The organism is Paenarthrobacter sp. R1, assembly GCF_030264015.1.
Lineage (GTDB): Bacteria > Actinomycetota > Actinomycetes > Actinomycetales > Micrococcaceae > Arthrobacter > Arthrobacter ureafaciens.
In genome coordinates this window covers 4,231,534-4,250,901 of sequence record NZ_CP127115.1, presented here as the reverse complement: position 1 = coordinate 4,250,901, position 19,368 = coordinate 4,231,534, and the positions used below count along the sequence as shown (strand labels likewise).

Annotated in this window: 20 protein-coding genes and 7 tRNA genes; 19 read left to right on the top strand and 8 right to left on the bottom strand. The window is 63.8% G+C overall.

What is annotated here, in order from left to right; genetic code table 11:
• Positions 1-11: 11 nt before the first annotated feature.
• The 5 genes from QN084_RS20235 to QN084_RS20215 all read right to left on the bottom strand — a co-directional run bounded on the left by QN084_RS20235 (position 12) and on the right by QN084_RS20215 (position 4,303).
• Positions 12-1,580 carry an RsmB/NOP family class I SAM-dependent RNA methyltransferase gene (locus QN084_RS20235; RefSeq protein WP_069695708.1) on the bottom strand — a complete coding sequence of 523 codons (1,569 nt, stop codon included), beginning with the start codon at positions 1,578-1,580 and terminating at the stop codon, positions 12-14.
• Entirely contained in the window at positions 1,577-2,497 is a 921-nt protein-coding gene (fmt, locus tag QN084_RS20230; RefSeq protein WP_031216732.1) for a methionyl-tRNA formyltransferase, read from the bottom strand. Before fmt ends, QN084_RS20235 begins: the two co-directional genes overlap by 4 nt.
• A complete protein-coding gene (gene def, locus QN084_RS20225; RefSeq protein WP_021473073.1) occupies positions 2,494-3,066 on the bottom strand; it encodes a peptide deformylase in 573 nt (190 codons plus the stop codon). The genes fmt and def overlap by 4 nt, the downstream gene beginning before the upstream one ends.
• Before the next feature lie 90 nt (positions 3,067-3,156).
• Positions 3,157-4,041 carry a cytochrome P450 gene (locus QN084_RS20220; RefSeq protein WP_021473074.1) on the bottom strand — a complete coding sequence of 295 codons (885 nt, stop codon included), beginning with the start codon at positions 4,039-4,041 and terminating at the stop codon, positions 3,157-3,159.
• 37 nt (positions 4,042-4,078) lie between these two features.
• The gene (locus QN084_RS20215) at positions 4,079-4,303 is read right to left on the bottom strand and encodes a hypothetical protein (protein ID WP_128397295.1); all 225 of its coding nucleotides are present in this window, start codon (positions 4,301-4,303) and stop codon (positions 4,079-4,081) included.
• A gap of 164 nt (positions 4,304-4,467) precedes the next feature.
• Between QN084_RS20215 and QN084_RS20210 the strand changes: the two genes are divergently transcribed.
• The gene (locus QN084_RS20210) at positions 4,468-4,695 is read left to right on the top strand and encodes an antitoxin (protein WP_021473076.1); all 228 of its coding nucleotides are present in this window, start codon (positions 4,468-4,470) and stop codon (positions 4,693-4,695) included.
• A gap of 62 nt (positions 4,696-4,757) precedes the next feature.
• Here the strand turns inward: QN084_RS20210 and QN084_RS20205 are convergent.
• Positions 4,758-4,832, bottom strand: a tRNA-Val gene (locus tag QN084_RS20205).
• Positions 4,833-5,101: 269 nt separating this feature from the next.
• Between QN084_RS20205 and QN084_RS20200 the strand changes: the two genes are divergently transcribed.
• The 9 genes from QN084_RS20200 to QN084_RS20160 all read left to right on the top strand — a co-directional run bounded on the left by QN084_RS20200 (position 5,102) and on the right by QN084_RS20160 (position 9,098).
• Positions 5,102-5,174, top strand: a tRNA-Gly gene (locus QN084_RS20200).
• A gap of 45 nt (positions 5,175-5,219) precedes the next feature.
• Positions 5,220-5,290, top strand: a tRNA-Cys gene (locus QN084_RS20195).
• A gap of 36 nt (positions 5,291-5,326) precedes the next feature.
• Positions 5,327-5,401 (top strand) — tRNA-Val (locus tag QN084_RS20190).
• Between the two features lie 57 nt (positions 5,402-5,458).
• A tRNA-Gly gene (locus QN084_RS20185) sits at positions 5,459-5,531 on the top strand.
• 24 nt (positions 5,532-5,555) lie between these two features.
• Positions 5,556-5,630 (top strand) — tRNA-Val (locus tag QN084_RS20180).
• 56 nt (positions 5,631-5,686) lie between these two features.
• A tRNA-Gly gene (locus tag QN084_RS20175) sits at positions 5,687-5,762 on the top strand.
• Positions 5,763-5,933: 171 nt separating this feature from the next.
• Complete coding sequence (locus QN084_RS20170; protein WP_069695709.1) at positions 5,934-7,388, top strand: amino acid permease; 1,455 nt, start codon at positions 5,934-5,936, stop codon at positions 7,386-7,388.
• An 84-nt stretch (positions 7,389-7,472) separates the two neighbouring features.
• Positions 7,473-7,706 (top strand): antitoxin, encoded by a 234-nt coding sequence (locus QN084_RS20165; protein WP_021473078.1) that lies wholly within the window; start codon positions 7,473-7,475, stop codon positions 7,704-7,706.
• A 147-nt stretch (positions 7,707-7,853) separates the two neighbouring features.
• Positions 7,854-9,098, top strand: coding sequence for a benzoate/H(+) symporter BenE family transporter (locus tag QN084_RS20160; RefSeq protein WP_021473079.1), 1,245 nt, complete (start codon positions 7,854-7,856; stop codon positions 9,096-9,098).
• On the opposite strand, the gene zapE is transcribed toward QN084_RS20160, so the two are convergent.
• Positions 9,055-10,092: a cell division protein ZapE gene (zapE, locus tag QN084_RS20155; RefSeq protein ID WP_062099128.1), complete on the bottom strand. Its 1,038-nt coding sequence runs from the start codon at positions 10,090-10,092 to the stop codon at positions 9,055-9,057. The genes QN084_RS20160 and zapE overlap by 44 nt on opposite strands.
• A 210-nt stretch (positions 10,093-10,302) precedes the next feature.
• Here zapE and QN084_RS20150 point away from each other — a divergent pair, with 210 nt between their 5' ends.
• Genes QN084_RS20150 through ybaK form a run of 3 tightly spaced genes read left to right on the top strand, consistent with a single transcriptional unit; the run spans position 10,303 to position 12,226 of the window.
• On the top strand, positions 10,303-11,229 hold the full coding sequence (locus QN084_RS20150; RefSeq protein WP_062096202.1) for a sulfurtransferase: 927 nt from the start codon (positions 10,303-10,305) through the stop codon (positions 11,227-11,229).
• Between the two features lie 38 nt (positions 11,230-11,267).
• Complete coding sequence (locus QN084_RS20145; protein ID WP_021473082.1) at positions 11,268-11,726, top strand: SufE family protein; 459 nt, start codon at positions 11,268-11,270, stop codon at positions 11,724-11,726.
• 2 nt (positions 11,727-11,728) lie between these two features.
• Complete coding sequence (gene ybaK / locus QN084_RS20140; protein ID WP_062096200.1) at positions 11,729-12,226, top strand: Cys-tRNA(Pro) deacylase; 498 nt, start codon at positions 11,729-11,731, stop codon at positions 12,224-12,226.
• Here the strand turns inward: ybaK and QN084_RS20135 are convergent.
• Positions 12,223-13,512 (bottom strand): alpha/beta hydrolase family protein, encoded by a 1,290-nt coding sequence (locus QN084_RS20135; protein ID WP_062096198.1) that lies wholly within the window; start codon positions 13,510-13,512, stop codon positions 12,223-12,225. The two genes, ybaK and QN084_RS20135, sit on opposite strands and share 4 nt — an antisense overlap.
• Before the next feature lie 89 nt (positions 13,513-13,601).
• Between QN084_RS20135 and QN084_RS20130 the strand changes: the two genes are divergently transcribed.
• The 6 genes from QN084_RS20130 (at position 13,602) to QN084_RS20105 (ending at position 19,362) form a co-directional block, all read left to right on the top strand.
• Positions 13,602-14,093 carry a hypothetical protein gene (locus tag QN084_RS20130; protein ID WP_021473085.1) on the top strand — a complete coding sequence of 164 codons (492 nt, stop codon included), beginning with the start codon at positions 13,602-13,604 and terminating at the stop codon, positions 14,091-14,093.
• 14 nt (positions 14,094-14,107) lie between these two features.
• Positions 14,108-14,548, top strand: coding sequence for a peptide-methionine (R)-S-oxide reductase MsrB (msrB, locus tag QN084_RS20125; RefSeq protein WP_031216735.1), 441 nt, complete (start codon positions 14,108-14,110; stop codon positions 14,546-14,548).
• Between the two features lie 188 nt (positions 14,549-14,736).
• Positions 14,737-16,104, top strand: a complete 1,368-nt coding sequence (locus QN084_RS20120; RefSeq protein WP_069695710.1) for a DUF6421 family protein — start codon at positions 14,737-14,739, stop codon at positions 16,102-16,104.
• Positions 16,105-16,177: 73 nt separating this feature from the next.
• Positions 16,178-17,257, top strand: a complete 1,080-nt coding sequence (locus QN084_RS20115; protein WP_062099126.1) for a threonine aldolase family protein — start codon at positions 16,178-16,180, stop codon at positions 17,255-17,257.
• A 60-nt stretch (positions 17,258-17,317) separates the two neighbouring features.
• Positions 17,318-17,977, top strand: coding sequence for a DUF3000 domain-containing protein (locus QN084_RS20110; RefSeq protein WP_021473089.1), 660 nt, complete (start codon positions 17,318-17,320; stop codon positions 17,975-17,977).
• A 59-nt stretch (positions 17,978-18,036) separates the two neighbouring features.
• A complete protein-coding gene (locus tag QN084_RS20105; protein WP_021473090.1) occupies positions 18,037-19,362 on the top strand; it encodes an HRDC domain-containing protein in 1,326 nt (441 codons plus the stop codon).
• The last annotated feature ends 6 nt before the right edge of the window (positions 19,363-19,368 follow it).

Genomic DNA, 19,368 nt, shown 5'->3' with positions numbered 1-19,368 from the left:
CTGCGGCAGAACTAGGCCTTCTTGCGGATCAGCGCCAGGAACATGGCATCCGTTTGGTGGACATGCGGCCAGAGCTGGGCGGTCAGCTCATGACCGGCGCCGAGCTCCCTGCCCAGGCTGACCCGGTCCAAGGCATCTCCGGCATCCAGCAGTTCCAAGTCCGTCCGTTTGGCAAGGACATCGGAGACGACCGCGGTGGTTTCGGCCGGATGGGGTGAACAGGTGACGTAGCCGACTACTCCTCCGGGCTTGACGGCATCGATGGCGGATGCCAGGAGTTCACGCTGCAACGGACCCAGGTCTGCGATATCTTTCGGTGACCGGCGCCAACGGGACTCCGGCCGGCGTCGCAACGCTCCGAGGCCGCTGCAGGGAACATCCACCAGCACGCGATCGAAAGACTCCGGCTCTTCGCTGCCTACTTCCCTGCCGTCCCCCGTGCGGACGGACCAGGTTGCGGACGGCACGGCGGACAGCGCCTGCTGTACCAGCTTTGCCCGGTGGGGTGCAGGTTCATTGGCCAGGAGGGTGGCACCGTCGCGGTGGGCCAAAGCCGCAAGCAGCGCGGCTTTCCCGCCGGGACCGGCACACAGATCAAGCCACCGTTCATTGCCGTCGGCAGAAGTTTCGACGTCAGCGCCCGCAACGGCACGCGCCACAAGCTGCGAACCGACGTCCTGGACACGCGTGGTGCCCTGACGCACGGATTCAAGCCTGCCGAGGTCACCGCCCGCGGACATCGCCGAGCCCTCAACGAGTTCCCCTGCCGTGGCGCCTTGTTCGAGGGCTTCGTCCAGGTCTCCGAGTCCCGGCAGTGCCACCAGATTAACCACCGGAGCGGCGTTGTCCGCTTCCAGCAGTGCCTCGATGTCCGAGGCAGGCCTGCCGTGGTTCACCAAGGATTGCCGCAAAGCACGGACGATCCATTCCGGATGGGAGTGGCGCAAGGCGGCAATCCTGGTGGCATCCGTTTCCTGGTCCAGGAGAAGGTCCAGCCATTCCTCCATCGAGTGCGCCGCCACCTTGCGCAGGACCGCGTTGATGAGCGCTGAGGGCCCTGCGCCGATGACTGCCCTCGCCAGGCCAACGGTCTGGTCCAAGGCAGCGTGGGCGGGCACCCGCATGGACAGGAGCTGGTGCGCTCCGATCCGCAGGGCATCAAGGATGGCGGGGTCCAGCTGGTCAAGCGGCCTGTCCACACACCGGGCAAGAATGGCATCGTACGTTCCCTGCCCGCGAAGCGCTCCGTAGCTGAGCTCCGTGGCAAAGCCGGCATCCCGGCGGTCCAGTCGGTGTTCGCGGATGCGGGCGGGGAGGACGAGGTTTGCATAGGCGTCTTCGGAAGCAACTGCGCGCAGCACCTCGAAAGCCACCAGACGGGCAGGATCAGCACGCCGGGTCCGCTGCGAAGGGGCATTGGTGGAGAAGCCCCGCTGCGGACCCCGGTTGCGTTCGCGGCCCTGGGCGTTGCGCTTGCTTCCTGAACGATCGCCCCGGGTGCCCCGGTTGTCCCGGTTGTCCCGGCCACCCCCGTCGCGGCCACCGCTGCTGTTGTGGCCTCGCCGGCCGGACTCACTCATTCGAAGACCACTTTCTCGGGTGTTGCCAAGCCGCGGGCCCAATCGGCCGGCAGCATCATTTTTTTGCCTGCGGGTTGGACACGCCCCAGCTGTACGGCATGGGAGCCTGTCCCTACCAGCACGGCTTTACCTTCTGGCCGGACATGACCCGGCGCAAGACCGTTCACATCCGGCCGTAAGGCCACGGGCTCAAGCTTGATCCGCTGGCCCTCCAGCATTGTCCAGGCTCCGGGCTCGGGGGTAACGCCCCTGGACCTGCGGTGGAGCGCCAGGGCCGGCTGCTGCCAATCCAACCGTCCGTCTTCCAAGGTGAGTTTGGGCGCCAGGCTCACCTCACCGGACTGCGGCTGCGGAGCCGCCTGGCCGGCGTCAATAGCGGAGAGCGTTTGGCACAAGAGAACCGCACCGCTGACCGAGAGCCGCTCCAGGAGGTCACCGGCGGTGTCCTCATCCCGGACCGATTCCGTCAGGGCTCCAAAGACGGGGCCGGTGTCCAGGCCTTCCTCCAATTGGAAGGTCACCGCGCCTGTCACATCGTCACCTGCGATCAACGCCCGTTGCACGGGAGCCGCCCCGCGCCATGCCGGAAGCAGGGAGAAATGCAGGTTGACCCAGCCGTGTGCGGGAACAGCGAGGGCGTCCCGGGGAACGATTCCTCCGTAGGCGACGATTGCGGCGACGTCGGGCGAAGTGTCAGCGATGTGCGCCGTGGTCTCAGCGTCTACTTTGGCCGCCTTGATCACCTGGATTCCCAGCTCTTCGGCGCGGGCAGCCACGGGAGATGGAGTGAGGACGCGCTTTCGTCCCAGCGGAGCGTCCGGCCGGGTCAGCACCGCGACGACGTCGAACCCTGCTTTGACCAGCGCGTCCAATGACGGAACGGCTACCGCCGGAGTTCCGGCAAACAATACCCTCACTCGGGAATCCCGAAGCTGCCGCCGCCAAAGCTCGAGCCGACGGAGGAAGCGCGCTTGGACGTGGTCTCTTCCGTGACGGCATGGTAATTGGCGTTGCGGATGGCGCGCAGGGCAGCCTTCCGGTCTTCGCCTTCGAGCCTGTCGGTGTAGAGGATGCCGTCCAAATGGTCGGTTTCATGCTGGAAGCAACGGGCCAGCATGCCTTCGCCCTCTACGGACACCGGCTTGCCGTGAAGGTCCACACCGGTGACCCGGGTGGCACGGTGGCGCCGGACGGGAAAGCCCAGTCCGGGGATCGAAAGGCACCCCTCCACCTCATCGGGCTGGAAATCCTCGCTGTTTTCCAGCACCGGATTGATGATGTGGCCGGCAACGCCACCGACGCGGTAGGTGAAGACGCGTTTGCTCACGCCGACTTGGGGCGCGGCGAGGCCTGCACCCTCCACGTCCTCCATGGTCTCCATCATGTCCGCGACCAGTTTGGCGAGCTCCGGACCAAAATCGGTTACAGGATCCGCTACGGTTCGCAGCACCGGATCACCGATGATTCGGATACTCAAAATTGCCATCTGTTGCCAGTCCTCACTTTTGTCTGTCTTTGGTCCGCGTTGCGGAGCCAAAGCCAGTTTAGTTGAGACGGCCAAGGAGGCGCCGGGCGTTCAGCCCAGCGCTCCGGCCCCAACGCTTACCCTGGCAGGAGCCGCCAGCGGAGGCGGGGCAATCGGCAGGAGGGCCTGACCGGCCGCGGAAACGTCGGCGGACATCTCCCACACGCGGCGGAGGGCGCAGAACTTCCACCAATGGTGCTTGAGGACGTCCGGATTGGCGCGCTGCGGGCGAACTTCCGTCTCACCGATGGCTACGGCCAGGAGCATGGGGTTCTCACCGAACTTCCAGGGCTCCCACTGCCCGGCCACGGGATCCACCAGGCTTTCCTCGGCTTTCATTCCCGCCACCAGTTGCATGACCACCTTGTCATCCAGGGCTTTCACCGTGCCGTCACGGGTTGTTCCTTTGGTCTTGTAGTCGATCAGGCAGATCCGTCCATTAATACGGGCCACCAAGTCCAAGGTGCCGGCGTAACCTACCGATTGGTTCCAGACGGTGATCTCGGGCGCGATCGGTTCCACGCGGTACAGCTCCCACCACTCGTCGAAGCGCGCTGCAAACGCCTGCTCCCCATGCGAAGCGAGTTCGTCCCGGCATTCCTGCATGCGGTGCGGACGGCCCAGCGCCCGAAGCGCCACTTGCTCGCAGTAGGTATGGACCCGGTCACCGCGGGCCGCTGCTTCATCCCGGTATGTTTCAGCGGCTTTGGCGGCCTTGTTGACTGCCTGGCGGATCCTTGCCGGGCTGCCGATCATTGCCGGGAGTTCCGGATCTGCGGCAAGGCTGCTTGCTCCCATGTAGCTGAACCAACCATCCAGGGCGTGCGCCTGCTGTGCAATCACTGTTGTGATGGAAGGAACAGCGAATTGCTCAGTAGTGGAGCGGGCGTACATGCGTCCGTAGTCAGTAGCGTGGGCAAGCAGTGGTGCGGTCATATAAAGACTCTGACACAGACCACCGACAGAATTCCCCTCAGGCCTGCGGTTCGGGGCTTCCCGGCTGATCGGATCCGGAATCCGCAGCCCCGCCGGACGTCCCCACGGCCGGGGAACCCAGCAGGGTGGTGAGGTGCCGGGGATCCAGCCTGGCGAGCTTCGCGGCCAGGATTGGCGCTTTCCCGGCAAGTTCCTCAACGCGCAGAACCAAGGAAACATCAGTAGTGGTTACGCCTGCTTCGGGGCAATGGTGATTGTGCACACTTCCCTTGTGCCGTCCCGACCATGATCGTGACGAAAGACCATGATCGTGACGAAACCCATCCGAATGATGGCCCCGCCGCGACACAAACGCGTTCCCTGCCAGACAGATCCACTGGAGCGAACCCGCTCTGCGATGACAACGACTCATGGAAGAGGAAACCCATGGAACTCTTTAACGATCTGCAGAAGAAGGCGCGAGACCTCATAGCCGGCAACGAAGAAGCCATCAAGGAAGGCATCGAAAAGGTGGGCGACTTCGTCGACGAACAAACCGACGGCAAGTTCGCTGAACAAGTGGATCTGGTCCAAGGCGCAGCCTCGGACTACGTAGCGAAGATCGACGGCGACACAGACGCAGCTTCAGCCGGCGACGTCGCTCCGCAGCAGTAGCCGACCCGCAACGCAGCAGCGAACCAAAAGCAAAAGCCCCCGAGTAACTCGGGGGCTTTTCCTGGTGGGCGATACTGGGTTCGAACCAGTGACCTCTTCGGTGTGAACGAAGCGCGCTACCACTGCGCCAATCGCCCCGAACCTTGCCGCGCTTTCGCAACTGCGGGCCGGTGCATATAGAAGATTAGCCCACCATCGCAGGAATGCAAAACGAACCAGGAGCCGGAACTACACAGCTGAAATTACAGCCGTGAAAGACACGGAATTCCGCGTCAAATCAGGCATCCGGGCAGTCTCCGAGTGGAAAGTGGCTGCGCGATTTGGAGATTGCTGGAACCTCCTATAGAGTTTTTACTCGTCGGAAAGCGACGGAATGCCTGCAAGGCGGCCCACGCTAACCAACAATGCGGACGTAGCTCAGCTGGTAGAGCACCACCTTGCCAAGGTGGATGTCGCGAGTTCGAATCTCGTCGTCCGCTCGCAAGGCACTGTCAGGCAAGAATTCTTCGGAATCCTGCTTACACGGTGGGTTGGCCGAGAGGCGAGGCAGCGGCCTGCAAAGCCGTATACACGGGTTCGAATCCCGTACCCACCTCGGTGAAAACCATGCTTTCAGCAGTGCTGGATGCTTGGGCGATTGGCGCAGCGGTAGCGCGCTTCCCTGACACGGAAGAGGTCACTGGTTCGATCCCAGTATCGCCCACCAAAACAAGGCAACTTGTTTGTTGTTCCTAGCCGGGTTCCAACCCGGCTAGGAGCATGTGCGGACGTAGCTCAGCTGGTAGAGCACCACCTTGCCAAGGTGGATGTCGCGAGTTCGAATCTCGTCGTCCGCTCTCCTTTCACAAGGACCCGGTAACGGGCGATTGGCGCAGCGGTAGCGCGCTTCCCTGACACGGAAGAGGTCACTGGTTCGATCCCAGTATCGCCCACCAAAACAAGGCAACTTGTTTGAGTGATATAGCCAGGCAATGCCGGGCTTGCACCACATGCGGACGTAGCTCAGCTGGTAGAGCACCACCTTGCCAAGGTGGATGTCGCGAGTTCGAATCTCGTCGTCCGCTCCAAGAAAAAGCAGCTCCCCGGAGCTGCTTTTTTTGTGCCCGAAACCAGTTTCTGCAATTCATCAGTGGCCGTAACCGATATCGCTAAGAAAAAGTCGCTTTATCTAATGTGATTGGGCTCGCATAATGTACTGCGAGTTCATCACCAATCCACGCCACTGGCAGGAGTACCCCATGAATCAACAGACGGCTTCCCAATCCGTCATGCGGCGCAAGCCGATCGACGACATCGAGGAAGAAAGCAAGCACAGCGGGCTGTTCAAAAGCCTTGGCCTCTGGCAACTGACGGCCATCGGCGTCGGCGGAATCATCGGCGTCGGAATCTTCTCCCTTGCCGGGCTGGTGGCGCACGGATCGGAGGGCAATCCCGGGGTGGGCCCCGCGGTGCTGATCTCGTTCCTCATCGCAGGCCTGGCATCCGGAGCGGCAGCCCTCTCCTACGCCGAATTCGCCGGCATGATTCCGCGCGCCGGCTCCGCATACACCTACGGCTATGTTGCCCTCGGCGAGATCATTGGATGGTTCATAGGGTGGGACCTGCTGCTGGAATACATCGCCATCGTGGCTGTGGTGGCGATCGGCATCTCCGGATACTTTGACGCTTTCCTTTCAGGCATCGGAATCCACATGCCCACCTGGATGACCTCCACAGCCGATGAGGGCAAGGGCGGCATCATCAACCTTCCCGCAATCCTGGTCTGCCTCCTGGTGACCTGGATCCTCAGCCGTGGAACCAAGACCTTCGGCCGGTTCGAACTCGTGGCGGTCGCCATCAAGGTGATCCTGATTCTGTTCATCATCGGTTTGGGCGTTTTCTACATCAATACCGAGAACTTCAACCCGTTCATGCCCAGCGGCTTCGGTCCGGTCCTGGCAGGTGCCGCCACGGTCTTCTTCGCCGTCTTCGGCTACGACGCCATGAGTACAGCCGCAGAGGAGGCCAAGGACGGCAAGAAGCACATGCCCAAGGCCATCATCCTGTCGCTTGTCATCGCGATGCTGCTCTACGTTGCCGCGACGTTGGTCCTGACCGGCATGCAGAACTACAAGGACATCGATCCCGCCGCCGGCTTCGCCTCGGCATTCACGGGCGTCGGACTGCCGGTAATCGCCACCATCATCTCGGTTTTCGCCGTGTTGTCCATCCTCACTGTGATGCTCACCTTCCTTCTGGGTGTCACCCGCGTGTGGTTCTCCATGAGCCGTGACGGCCTCCTCCCCGGTTGGTTCGCCAAAACGGACCGCCACGGTACGCCCCAACGTGTCACCTGGATCGCCGGCGTCGCCTCCGCCTTCCTGGCAGGCATCTTCCCCATCAAGGAAGTTGCCGACCTGACGAACATCGGCATCCTCGCGGCGTTCGTCGTGGTGTGCGTATCCGTCATCATGTTCCGCTACACCAAGCCCGACGCGCCCCGCACGTTCCGGCTCCCCCTCATGCCGGTTGTCCCCGCATTCGGCGTCCTGGCCTCGGCCTTCCTGATGGTTCAGTTGCACTGGGAGACCTGGGTGCGCTTCGGCGTGTGGCTGGTCATAGGCCTGGCGATCTACTACTTCTACGGCCGGAAGCACTCACTCATGAACCCGGACAGCCCGCGTCACCTGGAGACAAGTAAGCCCTTGGCGTAGCGAACCGCCTGGTCCTTGGCACCCCCAGCATCTGGTGTTAGGGTCGGACGCGGAGGAGCGAACTGGCTCCGCGAAGGAAGGGAGGTGCCCGTGGGATTAATTGACGACCTGAAGGGCAAGGCTCAGGGTCTCATTCAGGGCAACGAAGAAGCCATCAAGAATGGCATCGAAAAGGCCGGAGACTTCGTCGACCAGAAGACCGGCGGCAAGTTCGCCGGACAGGTTGATGCAGTCCAGAATGCCGCTTCCAACTTCGTGGCCAAGAACGACGGTGAAGCCGATCCGGCTCCCGCAACGGATGAGCCAAAGCAGCCCTAGCTGCCTGAGCCGCCGCAACAGATACGTCAAGGGGGCACCGGTCCCGCCGAGAGGCGACGCCGGTGCCCTTGGCGTTTAATCAGCCACTAGATCCGCTTGGCTATCCCGGGGCGGGCAGGCTGGCGGCCTTCCGGTACCTTGGTCACTATGCCTTCCGCCCCCACCGTCATTCAGCACCCTCCCCGGCGCGAGGGCCTCGGGCCGCCCATCGCAGCGGGAGTGGTCACCGCACTCGTGGGTTTCACGTCATCGTTCGCCGTAGTCCTGGCAGGATTGCAGTCCGTGGGAGCAACTCAATCCCAGGCAGCCAGTGGACTCCTGGCGTTGACTTTGACGTTCGGCGCGGCAATTCTCTGGCTGTCCTGGCGTTCCAAGATGCCGGTGACCTTGGCGTGGTCCACGCCTGGCGCCGCCTTGCTCGCCTCTGCCGGGATGGTCGACGGCGGGTGGCCGGCAGCCGTAGGAGCCTTCCTGCTGGTGGGGGTGCTGATCCTGCTGACCGGGTTGCTCCCCGTTCTGGGCAGGCTCATGGGAAGGATCCCCACCGCCTTGGCCCAAGCCATGCTGGCGGGCGTCCTGCTCCCCCTGTGCCTGGCACCGTTCAAGTCCTTGGGAACGGCGCCGCTGCTGGTTGGTCCTGTTGCCTTGTGCTGGTTGCTCCTGCTGAAGCTCGCTCCCCGGTGGGCAGTACCCGGAGCATTGGTGGTGGCACTGGCGGTGATTGGAATCCATCTTGGCGTGAACGGGACCTATCTTCCCGCTGACGCGCTGGTGCCCAGGCTTGAATGGACAACGCCGGCTTTCAGTGTGGAGGCTGCGGTCGGGCTGGCCCTGCCGCTGTTCATCGTCACCATGGCGTCGCAGAACATCCCCGGCGTAGCCGTCCTCAAGTCGTTCGGCTTCACCACCCCATGGCGGTCTTCCATGGTGATGACCGGAGCAGGCACCATGGCGGGGGCGGTGTTCGGCGGTCATGCGATCAACTTGGCGGCCCTCAGCGCTGCATTGGCTGCCGGGGAGGAAGCGGGCAGGAACCCCGGCCAAAGGTGGCGCGCCGCCTTCGTGTCAGGACTCGCCTATCTGGTTCTTGCCGTGTTTTCCGCCGCCTTGGTCACCGTTGTTGCGGCGGCTCCGCCGGGATTGCTGGAAGCTGTTGCCGGCCTCGCGCTGTTGGGGACCTTGGCCGCCGCCATCTCCTCGGCGCTGGCCGAAGCAGAAGAACGCGTTCCGGCTTGCATTACGTTTCTGCTGGCAGCCTCGGGCCTCAGCTTCGGCGGCATCGGGGCCGCGTTCTGGGCTCTGACGTGCGGCATTCTGGTCCGGTGGCTGCTGAAGCCCGGCCCGCTGGTCAGGAAGGCTCGTGGTTCTGGGCCTCGCGCGCCAAGGCAGTGAGCCTGGAAACGGCGCGGAAGTACTTCTTCATGTAGCCGCCGGCCATCATCTCTTCGGTGAACAGTTTGTCGAACGGAACACCGCTGGCCAGGATCGGCACGTCCTTGTCGTACAGGCGGTCGGCCAGCACCACGAAGCGCAGGGCTACAGCCTGCTCCGTGATGGTGTCCACGTCACGCCACACCACGGCGTCGATCCCGGAAATCAGCTGCCGGTAGCGGCTCGGGTGGACGCCTGCGAGGTGGTCCACCAGCGTGCGGAAGTCATCAACGGCAACAGTCTGGCCTTTGAACTCGCTGCGCATCCGATGCTTGAGCTCTTCGGTCTTCAGGGGTGCAGGAGCTGCCGGCAATCCGCGGTGCCGGAAATCTTCGCCGTCGATCCGCACAACATCGAACTGGTCCGCCAGGACCTGGATTTCGCGCTGGAAGTCCACGGCTGCGAAGCGGCCTTCGCCCAAAGAACCGGGCAGGGTGTTTGACGTTGCTGCCAGCTTGACCCCCGCGTCGGCCAATTCGCGCATGAGGCGCGACATCAGGACGGTGTCGCCGGGATCATCAAGTTCGAATTCGTCGATGCAGACCAGTTTGTAATTGCTGAGGGCGTCAACGGTCTTGCGGAAAGACAGCGCGCCCACGAGGTTGGTGTACTCAACGAACGTGCCGAAGGCCTTCGGACCGGGCGACCGGTGCCACAGGGACGCCAGGAGGTGGGTTTTCCCGACGCCGAAACCACCGTCCAGGTAGATGCCGGCCCGCGAGGTGGTCTTCTTGGCGAACAGCTTTTTGAAAAGGCCGCCGTTGTCTTCAGCCCCCACAGCGTCCGCGAAGAAGGACAGCACCTTGACGGCGTTGGCCTGGCTCGGCTGCGACGGGTCGGGCCGGTAACTGTCGAACGACACCTCGCCAAATCGCGGAGAGGGGTAGAAACCCTTGAGGAGTTCCTCCACAGAGACTGACGGCGTGCGGGCTGTCAGTTGTTCGATGTGCACCAGTTGTGGTCCGTTCTTCCGGTAGTGGGTCCCCAGCAAGAATACCGGCAACGCGGGCGCCCGGACGGCGCACGTGACCAAAGCCATGTTTCACCGTATGACCGGCGGAGCAGCGCGAACCCGGCGCGGTAGTTAGTGTTGTGAGCATGCCGGGCCGGCAACAGGAGCTACGTTGGGCCTGGCTCCGTCCGTTGTCAGTGAAAGGCCACCACCATGTCCTACCCCGTTGAACAGAACGAAAAGTTCGCAGCTTATGCGAACCCCGAACGCCTCGTATCCACCGAGTGGCTCGCGGCAGCGCTGGCCGATGGCGCCGTTGCCGACGGCAAGCTGGTGGTTGTGGAGTCCGATGAGGATGTCCTCCTCTACGAAACCGGCCACATCCCCGGCGCGGTCAAGATCGACTGGCACACCGATCTGAATGACGAAGTCACCCGCGACTACGTCGATGGCGCGGCTTTCGCCGCCCTGGCTTCCGCCAAGGGAATTTCCCGCGACAGCACCGTGGTCATTTACGGCGACAAGTCCAACTGGTGGGCCGCTTACGCACTGTGGGTCTTCACCCTGTTCGGTCATGAGGATGTCCGCCTCCTCGATGGCGGCCGCGACAAGTGGATTGCTGAAGGCCGTGAACTCACCACCGACGTCCCTGCTCCCGCCCGGGGCGACTATCCCGAGGTGGAGCGGAACGATGCTCCCATCCGCGCATTCAAGGAAGACGTCCTGGCACACCTGGGCAAGCCGTTGATCGATGTGCGTTCCCCCGAGGAGTACACCGGCCAGCGCACGCATATGCCGGCTTACCCCGAGGAGGGCGCGCTGCGCGGCGGCCACATTCCCACGGCTGCCTCTGTTCCCTGGGCCAAGGCTGCTGCCGAGGACGGCACCTACCGCTCGCGCGAAGAGCTCGAAGCCCTCTACCTTGGCGAAGCAGGCCTCAAGGCCGGTGACGACGTCGTGGCGTACTGCCGCATCGGCGAGCGTTCCAGCCACACTTGGTTCGCCCTCAAGTACCTGCTGGGCTTTGAGTCCGTCCGCAACTACGACGGCTCATGGACCGAATGGGGCAATGCAGTACGCGTTCCCATCGTCAAGGGAGCCGAGCGCGGATCCGTTCCGGCCTCCCTGGTCCGTAACTAGCACGTCATCGTGCTACGTAGTGCGTATGCTGGGATGTGATGAGTACCAACACTTTGCCCACCGCACTGGCGGAAATCGTCGACGACTTCCAGGCGCTGTCCGAGCCTGAACGCCTGCAACTGCTGCTGGAGTTTTCGCGTGGCCTGCCCGAACTGCCGGAACGGCTGACGAACCATCCGGAGTTGCTGGAACAGGTGGTGGAGTGCCAGTCGCCGCTGTTCCTCACCATTGAATCGGAGAGGAAAACGGATGGCCCCAGCGCCTACCGCCTGTTCTTCAAAGCCCCGCCGGAGGCACCCACCACGCGTGGTTTCGCTGGAGTCCTCCATGAGGGACTGGACGGACTGACCGCGGAGGAGATCCTTGCGGTGCCGGACGACATGCCGGAGCTGCTGGGTTTGACCCGTGCCATCACTCCCCTGCGCATGCGCGGGATGACGGCCATGCTGGGACGTATCAAGAGGAAAGTCGCAGCGGCCAACAAGCTGGAAAGCTAAGCATGGCCAAGAAGATGGCTTCACAGGGAACGCCGGCTACCGCAGCACTGACTGCGGCCGGCGTTCCCTTCGTCGTCCACCCCTACGCTCATGACCCCTCAGCTCCCAGTTACGGGTTGGAAGCGGCCGAGGTTCTGGGCATCGATCCCGCCCGGGTCTTCAAGACCCTCATGGTGGAGGTGGAAGGCCGTCTGGCTGTGGGGGTTGTCCCGGTGTCCGGCAGCCTGGATTTGAAGGCTGTTGCCGGTGCCCTGGGCGCCAAGAAGGCGTCCATGGCTGATCCAAAGGCGGCGGAACGGCGCACGGGCTATGTCCTGGGCGGCATCTCTCCCCTTGGCCAACGCCAGCCCTCTCCCACCGTCCTGGACGAGTCCGCCCTGGGTTTCGAGACCATCTTTGTCTCCGGCGGCCGGCGTGGCCTGGACATCGAAGTGGCTCCAGCCGATCTTGTGCGGCTCACCCGGGCGGTGACCGCCGCAATCGGCTCCGCCAAGGACTAGGAACGGCCTGCGGCCTCTCCTGCCGGTTCGGCGTCCGCGCCGGTGCCTCCGGGGTTGTTCCGGGGAGCCAGCTGCTGCAGCAGCCAGGAACGCACCATCCGCTCCCATTTCTCCGGGTCCACGTTCCATTCCTTGGTGTGCCGCGACCCGTGGAACGCCTCGAACGTCACCATGTCCGGATTCTTCTCCGCCAGGCTTGCCGAAGGTTCGAACGGCACGTATTCGTCATCGACGCTATGGATCAACAGGGTGGGGGTCCGCAGTTCAACGGCGCGGGCTTCCCAGTCCATGGCCTTCAGGTTCACGGGGGCGGCCAGCCCGGTCAAGCGGCGTCCCAAAGGATGGCCGAGCATCAACTGCCCATAACGTCCCACGTTGTAGGGAATCCTGTTGACCTGCGCGTGATGGGCCATGACGTTGACCCAATTGATCACGGGTGCATCCAGCACCAGGGCCCGGATCCGTTGCCGGTGCTTGGAGAGGTCCGCTGCCTGCAGGCTGATGGCACCTCCCATGGACCAGCCGAAGAGAACCACTTCCCGGGCTCCGTGGTCCAGGGCATATCCGATGGCCGCCTCAACGTCCCGCCACTCCGTGGAGCCGAGTCCGTAACGGCCATCCAGGGCCGAAGGGGCCAGGCCGTCGTTGCGGTAGGACACCAGCAGGCTGTCCAGGCCCAGTTCCTTTGCCGTCCGGACGGCACGCAGGCATTCCATCCGGGTGGCTCCGCGGCCGTGGACCATGATGGCCCAGACAGGAGCGGTTGCGGCCGCCTCGGCACGGATCAACCAGGCAGGCGCCGTCCCGCCTTCCACCTCGATCTCCACGTCGTCAGCTGCCACGCCAATGGCTGACGGGTGGTGGTAGGCGGCGCCGCTCCACCAACCCCGGCGGGCTTCGGAGAGGTTCCCGGAGTAGACCTCTTCCACCTCCCTCAGTACGGTCTGCTCGGCCGGCGAGTAGGAAACAATCCGGCCGATCCTGGCATGCCCCTTGCCGTTGTCGAAGAAGAGGCTGTACACGCCGTCCACGGTTGTGTCCGGGGTCGCGGCGAGAATGACCTGCGGGCCCGCGTCGCCCTGGATGACCGCCAGGACCTCCTGGTCAGCGTTCTTGGCAGAGGGCGTGATGACGCGCCTGGCGAAGTAGACGGCGAGCGCCGAGGAGCCGGCACCCACAAAGGCCGCCAATGAGGTCCCCGTGAGGATTCCGGCGATTGCCCACTTGGTACGCAGGCTGAGGGTGGAGTCTGCAGCGTCGCTCGCTGACCGGGAATTGGTTGCCATGGTTCCATTCTCGCTGGTAGCCGTGGCGCAATGCCGCAATTGCGGGCAAAACCCTGCGTTGTGCGCGATCGCAGGTCTACGCTGTAGCCATGAGCGATCCCATCGTCATCCTGACAGAAGAACCCCTCGGCCCCGACGACCGTGCCAACATTGCCAAATTGCTCGACGGCGGTGACGCTCCAGTGGTGGTCCTGGTGCCCGCGAACACGGAACGGCATCTCTTGGTTGATTTCCTGGAGAATCTCTCCTTGCTGGATATTGCCAAGGCCTTCAGGGAGCTTGGTGCCAAGTCCCCGGACCCGGAGGTGGAGCGGGCGCACGCGTCTGAGACGCTGGCGACGTCGTTGGCGGCACTGGAAGGCCTGGGCGGGGGCGTGACCGGAGAGATCGTCGACGGCGGTGCCGTGGCCGGCTTGGTTGCCAAGGTTCGGGACCTCGGTGCCGCCCAGGCCGTCGTCGTCACGCGTCCGCATGCCATAGCCGATACCTTCCACACGGACTGGGCCAACAAGGCGCAGGACCAGTTGGGCCTTCCCGTGCTGCATCTTTACGCGGGCTCGGGATTTATCGGCGACTCGTGAGCGTTGCATAGAACATGAGCTCATCTGAGAACACCACCCCAGCTACCGATGTGCCCGTGGCAAAGTCCGATGCCCAGTGGCGCCAGGAATTGACTCCGGAGGAGTACCGGGTGTTGCGGCAGGCCGGAACGGAACGTCCTTACACGGGTGAGTACTGGGACACCCACACTGAGGGTGTCTATCAGTGCCGTGCTTGCGGAAGCCGGTTGTTCACCAGCCGGGAGAAGTTCGATTCGCACTGCGGCTGGCCGTCCTTCTGGGCGCCGTTGGCCGAGGGCACCGTGAGGTACCTCCATGACCGCACACTGGGCATGGAGCGGATCGAGGTTCGTTGCGCCAAGTGCGATTCGCACTTGGGGCATGTCTTCGAGGGCGAGGGGTACGACACTCCCACCGACCAGCGCTATTGCATCAACTCCATCTCCCTGCGCTTGGTGGAAACCGACGCGGACTAACTGCTGGAGGGCGCGGGATTCCGGAAGGGAATTCCGCGCCCAGGTCCGCGTTCCGCTGGACCTTGGGGCCACTCTTCCAGGGCCATGGCCAAGACTTTCTTATGCTCGACCCTTTTTTGAATTAGCGATACTTCTGCGTTGCTACGCTCGCCTCAGAAGCATTACCTCCTTCGAAAGGGCCGAGTTACATGACAACCATCGCCACCTCCACCCGTCCGCTCGTCACTGCAGACAACGCGGATTGGAAGTCCCTTAAGGCAGCAGCAACAGCACTGCAGGCACACCAGCAGCAGGACGGCTCCATCGCCGATCCCGCCGCCCACGCAGAAGCGGCACGGCTCGTTGCCACCATCCAGGATGCAATCACCCGCCTGGCGCCCAGCTTCCCCCACGACGCCGACTACCTCGAGTTGCTGGTGGCGGACTTCGCGCGCTGGGTAGAGGGTGGCTTCGGCATCCCCGATTTCCTTGACTCCCTGCAGGCCTTCCAACCCCAGAAGCAGCGCATCGACGGCCTCCAGCACTTGGTGGTCTTCCCGATGTACACGCAGAACGGCAGCACCAACCGCCTCGTGGAAGCCGTGCTGATCGAGGTCATCTGGCCCGAGTTCATTGCCGGCCTGGAGGGCGGCGAGTACTCGAACAAACTGTTCGTCCCGATCCGTTTCGTCGATTTCACCGCGGGCTACGACACCAACTCCGCAGTCCTGTTCCCTGAGACAGTGGCAGTCCGCCAGACCCCGACGTTCACGTGGGGCGCCATCTTCGCCGACCGCGAGGCAGCACGCTTCCGCCGCGTGCTCAAGGCTGCCGCGGAAACGACGTCGCTGGAACTGCCGGAGGATGCCGCAGAGCTGCTGGAGGACCAGGAGCTGACCCAGCGCACGTTCGTGATGTGGGACCTGATCCATGACCGCACGCACATGCGCGGGGACCTTCCGTTCGACCCGTTCATGATCAAGCAGCGCATGCCCTTCTTCCTGTACTCCCTGGAGGAACTCCGCTGCGACCTGACGGCGTTCCGTGAAGCCGTCCGCATCGAAAAGGACGAGGAAGCAGACCCCGATGCCCGCCGGCACGCGAAGCTCGTGCAGTACGCGGTCATCTTCGACCGCATCTTCCGCTTCGCCATTACCGGCAGCCGCGTGCGCAACTACGACGGCCTCGGCGGCCAGCTGCTGTTCGCCTGGATGCACCAGCACCATGTCCTGCACTGGACCGACAGCAAACTCAGCATCGACTGGGCGGAAGCTGCCGACGTCGTGATTGAACTGGGCGCCCGCATCGAGGAACTGTACTGGCGTTCCATCGACCGCCCCAAGACGGCTCACTGGCTGGCCGCCTACCAGCTGATTTCCGAGACCGTCACTCCGCATCCGGCGTCGGTGTGGGCCAAGGGCCCCGAGGCCCTTCCGCTGGCGGGACCGCCGCGGGCGCTCACCGACCAGGTCCTGGACGACGAGTTCCCCCTGTCCATGTTCTATGAAGCCCTGGAGAAGAAGATGCGCCCCGTCATCGAGTCCACCACGGGCATCACCGGCGCGACCGCGGCCTGATGCCCCATACGCATCCTGCCGGCGAAATAGACTTGAAAGCGTGAATGAACAAGTGACGAGCACTACACAGGCTATCCACCTTGACGGCAGCACTACGGATCACAGCCGGCTGCATGACCCCTCCGTGCGTGGCTTCGCCTCGGACAACTACTCCGGCGTGCATCCCGAAATCCTTGCTGCCCTGGCCGCAGCCAATGGCGGCCACCAGGTTTCCTATGGCGAGGACATCTACACGGCCCGGCTCCAGGAAGTCCTTGAGCAGCAGTTCGGGACGGGGATCGAATGTTTCCCCGTGTTCAACGGCACGGGAGCCAACGTGCTGTCCCTCCAGTCCTTGCTCCCCCGCTGGGGCGCTGTCATCTGCGCTTCCACGGCCCACATCAACATGGACGAGAACGGTGCCCCCGAACGGATCGGCGGCATGAAGCTCCTGCAGGTGCCCACCGAAGACGGCAAACTCACTCCCGCGTTGATCGACCGTGAGGCCTGGGGCTGGGGCGATGAACACAGGGCCCAGCCGCTGGTGGTCTCCATTACGCAGACCACGGAGCTTGGCACCTGCTATACCCCGGAGGAAGTCCGTGCGATCGCGGACCACGTGCATGCCAAGGGCATGAAGCTCCACATGGACGGGGCACGGCTTGCCAACGCAGCCGCCCACCTCGACCTTCCGCTCCGCGCCTTCACCCGCGACGCCGGCGTCGACATCCTCTCCTTCGGCGGCACCAAGAACGGCCTGCTTTTCGGTGAGGTAGTAGTGGCCTTGAACCCCGAGGCAGCCCACGGCCTGAAGTACCTCCGGAAAATGAACATGCAACTGGCCTCGAAGATGCGCTTCATCTCCGCCCAGTTCATAGCCCTGCTGGATGACGGCCTCTGGCTGCGGTCAGCCGCGCATGCCAACGCCATGGCAGCGCGGCTGCGGGCAGCCGTCGATCAGGTCGACGGCGTTGAACCCACCCAGGCAACCGAGTCCAACGGCGTCTTCGCCATCCTGCCCGAAGGTGTTGCCGACCGCCTCCGCTCACAGTTCGCTTTCTACGATTGGGACGCTGCACGGCGCGAGGTGCGGTGGATGTGTTCCTTTGACACCACTGAGGAAGACATCGACGCGTTCGTGGCAGCCATCAGACGGGAAGTGGCTGCGGGATAACGGCTGGGTTCCGGGGCGGCGAGCCTGCACAGAAACGCCGCCCCGGACGCATAATCTGCCATGGTGAACGCCCTCTCACAGGTTCCCGCGGACTTCCTTTCAGCCCTGGGAACGCTACGAAAAGCACAGTGCCGCAGCGAACTGCGACTGGATGAGATCCCCGCCCCGGCACGGCTCGCGCCGTACGCCGTGGCTTTGGGAGCCGAAGTCTTCCGGCCCACGGCAGCCACCCGCCGCGTGCCGGTGCACGGTCCCGTGGCCAAGGCCTTCATCGAGAAACAGGGACAGCACCCCGGCGACAACGAAGACGACGAACTCGCCACAGGCCGCTTCATCCTCCTCTACGATCCCGAAGGGTCGGCGGTCTGGGAAGGTGAGTTCCGGATCGTCACCTATATCCGGGCCCAACTGGACGCCGACATGGGCAACGACGCAATGCTCGGCTCAGTGGCGTGGACCTGGCTGGTGGAAGCCTTGGAAAACCACAACGCGCAGTACAAAGCGGCCGGTGGCACGGCCACGCGGATCCTTTCCGAGAGTTTTGGGACGCTGGCAGACCGGCCGGACACCATTGACATAGAACTGCGGGCCTCATGGACACCGGCCTCCTCCGATGTACAGGCACACCTGGAAGCCTGGTCGGACATGGTGTGCACCTTCGCCGGCCTCCCGCCCCTGCCGCCGGGAGTGACGGGACTGCCCAACAGGAGGCTCAACTGAAGCCGCACTGCACCCCCGATCCGGCCGCGGCGCGCCGGACTCGGTAAGCTTAAGCAATCATGACCCCTGAAAAACTGGAAAAAACCACAACCGGCGACCCGGTTGCTGATCCCACAACCCACATCAAGGTGGACGGCTTCGACAGCCACGTTCCCGAAATCATCGAACTGGATTCACCGCGCGAAGGCGTCCCTCCGGTCATCGACACCATGGCCGGACTGGAGCGCTGCGCCGCAGCGATTGCCGCCGGATCCGGGCCTGCAGGGGTCGATGCCGAACGCGCCTCGGGCTTCCGTTACGGCCAACGAGCTTTCCTCGTCCAGATCCGGCGGGAAGGATCCGGTACGTGGCTGATCGATCCTGAACCGTTTGAGAACCTGGCCATCATCAATGACGCCCTCCGCGGCGTCGAATGGATCCTCCATGCGGCAACGCAGGACCTCCCATGCCTGTCCGAGCTCGGCATGTGGCCGGACAAGCTGTTCGACACCGAACTTGCCGCCCGCCTCGCCGGATTGCCCCGGGTAGGCCTGGCAGCCGTCATCGAGCAATTGCTTGGCTTCGGCCTGGCCAAGGAACACTCCGCCGCCGACTGGTCCACCCGACCGCTCCCTGAACCGTGGTTGCGGTACGCAGCACTGGACGTCGAGGTCCTCGCAGAATTGCGCGAAGAACTCATCGAACTCCTGGAAGCCGACGGAAAGCTGGAATTCGCCGAACAGGAGTTCGCCGGTATCCTCGCCGCCGGGATCGCACTTCCCCGCGTGGATGCGTGGCGCAAGACGTCGGGCCTCCACCAGATCAGGGACCGGCGGCAACTCGCAGCCGTGCGCGAATTGTGGTTGGAGCGGGACCAGCTGGCGCGGAAGCGGGACGTGGCACCGGGACGGCTCATCCCCGATTCCGCACTGGTGGCCGCCGCAAAAGCCCTGCCCACCACCGTCCCCCAATTGTTGGCCACCAAGGGATTCCACGGCAGGTCGGCGCAGCGGGAAGCACCCAGATGGCTCCGCTGCATCACCGCGGCCCGTATGCTGACCGAGCTTCCCCCGCTGCATCTGCCCACCAACGCACCGCCGCCGCCCCGCGTTTGGGCAGACCGCGATGCTGAAGCAGCCGCCCGCCTCGTCACTGCCCGGCCTGCCCTCCAGGAAAAGGCGGACGAGCTGAAGCTGCCGGTGGAAAACCTGCTGACCCCGGACTACCTGCGGCGGGTACTGTGGCGGCCGCCGTCGGAAGTCTCGCACCAGACGGTCGCCGACGAACTGCGCGCCCTGGGAGCCCGCGAATGGCAGATTTCGTTCGCCGCCCCGATCATCGTCGAGGCATGCCTGAACCCACAGCCGCTCCCGGCCAAGGAGCCCAAGCCCAAAGATTCTCCGTAGCCACCT